Origin of the sequence: Cupriavidus sp. SHE (assembly GCF_000812445.1) — a bacterium.
GTDB lineage: Bacteria > Pseudomonadota > Gammaproteobacteria > Burkholderiales > Burkholderiaceae > Cupriavidus > Cupriavidus metallidurans.
In genome coordinates this window covers 1-3,255 of the sequence record NZ_JWMB01000092.1, presented here as the reverse complement: position 1 = coordinate 3,255, position 3,255 = coordinate 1, and the positions used below count along the sequence as shown (strand labels likewise).

Here is a 3,255-nt window from a genome sequence, read left to right as displayed (position 1 = left end):
AGCCCCATGACGTTCGAGAAAAACTGGTCCGCAGCTCAGCAACACCGGGCTGCCTAATTCCCTCGGTTATGGGATTCGTGGAACAGGGGCAAGGTCACATCGAAGTGAAGGATGTCATCAATTTCTCGATTCTCGACAACCTTGAGGTTGGAGAGCGGGACCCGCTGCGACTGCTCGAAGACGTGAAGCGGTTGGACACCAAGGGTGTGGACACCGTGGTCCTGTCCGCCTGCGTGCAGATGCCGTCGTTGGCGGCGCTCGAGCCCGCCCAGCAAGCGCTTGGCATTCCGGTGACGTCGACGGCGGCCTGTACCGTGCGGCAGATGCTGCGCAGGCTCGGCCTGGAAGCCAAGGCGCCCGGCGCAGGCGCTTATCTGGGCAGCCAGACCGGACTGCGCTGAGCCTCTGCGCAAACCATAAGGCGGCCGCCCACGGAAGGCGCCGCCACGACCACGGAGACCGTGATATGCATGACGCCCCCCAAGTATTGCCTCGTGCCGCCGGCTGGATTTACGTCAGCGTGATCCTCGGCGCCGCCCTCGGGATGTTGGCCGGATACGCCCCTTTGTTCAACGCCACGGCTGGCGTCTTCGTCAGGCCGCTGGCCGCTGAGTTCGGTTGGGGACGCTCGCAGGCGTCCCTGTCGTATGCGGCGTCGATGTTTGGGCTGGCCGTTGTCAGTCCCATCGTTGGCGCCATGATGGACCGTTTCGGCATTCGTCGGGTGATCGTGTGTTCGGCGATCGTGTTTGGCCTGGCCACTGCCGCGATGTCACTGCAAAACGGCAGCATGTTGATGTGGGTGGCGCTTTCGGTTGTTGTCGGCGTGTCCGGCGCGGCGACCTCGGTGCTGGGCTACCTTGCAGTGCTGCCCCAGTGGTTCGATCGTCGTCTGGGCCTTGCGCTGGGCATTGCGATGTGCGGCCTCGGGGCTGGCACCGTCATCCTGCCGATCACGGCGCAGTTTCTGGTCACGACATTTGGCTGGCGTATGGCCTACGTAGGTCTGGGTGCTGGCTCGGTCGTGCTTTCGTTGGTGGCCTGCGGGCTGTTGCGGGAGCGGTTCTCCGGCAGCCGTGGGGCAAAGCATGTGCCGCAAGGTGTAGCGCTGGCAGTGGCGATGCGTAGCTACCGGCTCTGGGCGATCTGGCTGGTGTTCGTATTGAGTTCTGCGGCCACCCTGTCGCTAGGGCCGCATCTCCCATCGCTGTTCGCGGATCGCGGCTTCGATGCAGCCATGGCAGCGCGGAGTGCCTCGATGGTCGGCGTTGGGCTTCTCGTCGGGCGTCTGCTCACCGGGCTACTGATCGACAAAATCCATGCGCCACTGGTGGCAAGCGTCTTCTTCATCGGGGGCGCGGTCGGGGTATTCCTGCTGCGTGGGACTCACGACTACGCCGCGTTGCTGGTGGCGACCACGCTCATTGGCCTGACTATCGGGGCGGAGGGCGACCTGATTTCCTACCTGGTCCGGTCATACTTCGGTCTGACCTCGTTTGGCTCGCTGTTTGGCATTGCCTTTTCCGGCTACGGCTTGGGTGCAGTCATCGGTCCGATCGGGCTGGGCGCCTGGTTCGATCGGCATGGCAGCTACGATGTGCCGTTGCTGGTCCTGCCCTGGATGCTGCTGGCTGCCGCCGCGCTGGTTCTGTCTCTCGGACGCTACAAAGCCGGCGCGGAAGGGCAGGACGCAACAGCGGTGGCGTCTGCCTAGGTGGACGCGAAGGATGGCGTATGGGGCGATCGGGGATAGAATTGGCATACCACCAATTTCCAGTCGGTCTGATCGTCCAACGCCCATGCCTGCCGCCCGTAAGTCGCCCGCTGCCAAGGTTGCCGCACAGCCCACGCCCAATCCGGTGCCGCGCCGACGCGGCCGACCACCAAAAACGGAGTCCCCGATCGGCGCCGAGCCCATGCTCAGCCGCACGACGATCCTGCAGCATGCGATCAAGCTGACAAAGACCTTGCCGCTGGACCAGATCTCGATGGTCCAGCTTGCCAAGGACTTTGGCGTGGCGCCGGGGCTGATCCACTATTACCTTGGTGGTCGCGATCAACTGGTGTCAGGTGTACTGAACGATTACTATCGCCAGCGCACCCTGCGGATCCCGCCACTGACGGGCGACTGGCGCGCGGACGTGGAGCGCATCGCGCGGCTCAGCTTCCAGGTGGCGGTGGAAAATCCCGGTGTCAGCAACTATGTGGCGTCGCATAACCGGTACCGGCTGTTTCAGGATGTGCAGCCGGGCGAAACCGACTATGGCCTGGAGTTCTTCAACCGGATGACTTCGGCGATCATGCAGGGCGGTTTTTCCGCAGAGCAAGTCGCCTTGGGTTACCACTTGCTGGCGCAGTACCTAGTCGCGGCAAGCATGGCGGAAGCCTCGCGCCAACTGCCCGCCTATCACCAGGCATTTATTCAGAACAAGCTGGATTCGGTATCGGCCGAGCAGTATCCCGGTGCGCGCTTTGTCAGCCGATCGTTCTCACAACTGTCCTCCGATACCGCCTTTGAAGAAGGACTTCGCATTACGCTCGATGGCATCGCTGCCTGGCAGCGCGACGTAAAACCTGCGAAGAAAAGAAGCGCGCGTTCCGCGTAACCGGTAGCGCGGGGACCATCATTTTCTCGATGCCTCCTCGCTAGTGGTATCTACTTATTTGAGATGCAGTCAATAAAACTACAATCCTTATTTGACGGTATATCAAATAAGTGCCGCGACGATGATGTCGCCGGTACGCCAGACGTGGAGACAACATGAAACGCCCCTTCCTCGCGCTAACGCTGCTCGCCTTGGCCCTGCCGGCCGTCGCCAGCACGTATCCAGACAAGATGGTCCGGATCCTTGTGCCATCGATTGCGGGCAGCGCGCCGGATATCATCGCCCGGCAGGTTGCCGAACGCCTGACCAGCGCCTGGAAGCAGCAGGTGATCGTGGAGAACAAGCCTGGCGGTAACGGCATCGTTGCGATGAGCGCGCTCAAGCAGGCGCCAGCCGACGGGTACACGCTTGTGCTGTTTCACGCAGCGGCGGCTGTCACGACGCCCGTCATGTACAAGGAAGCAAAATTCGATATCCAGCGCGACACTGAAGTGGCTGCGACGCTGGCGTACACGCCGATGATGTTCGTGGCCGGTCCCGCGACACCCTACAAAAATCGGGTATTCGGAATAGCCGGTTGATGAAGGGAACTTCTAACCGGCTTCCGAAGGCGGTGTAGTGATGTTGATGGGAGGCTCCAAGAAGCGCT

Annotated in this window: 3 protein-coding genes and 1 pseudogene; all 4 read left to right on the top strand. The window is 62.1% G+C overall.

The genetic code is table 11. The features are described from left to right. Nucleotides 1-401, top strand: a pseudogene (locus RN01_RS31215) (hypothetical protein); the annotation flags it as partial. Nucleotides 402-466: 65 nt separating this feature from the next. Beyond that, nucleotides 467-1,714, top strand: coding sequence for an MFS transporter (locus tag RN01_RS31210; RefSeq protein WP_017512667.1), 1,248 nt, complete (start codon nt 467-469; stop codon nt 1,712-1,714). 145 nt (nt 1,715-1,859) lie between these two features. Continuing rightward, nucleotides 1,860-2,606 carry a TetR/AcrR family transcriptional regulator gene (locus RN01_RS31205; protein ID WP_223277407.1) on the top strand — a complete coding sequence of 249 codons (747 nt, stop codon included), beginning with the start codon at nt 1,860-1,862 and terminating at the stop codon, nt 2,604-2,606. Between the two features lie 155 nt (nt 2,607-2,761). Next, nucleotides 2,762-3,187, top strand: coding sequence for a tripartite tricarboxylate transporter substrate binding protein (locus RN01_RS31200; protein ID WP_231582331.1), 426 nt, complete (start codon nt 2,762-2,764; stop codon nt 3,185-3,187). Nucleotides 3,188-3,255: the final 68 nt, after the last annotated feature.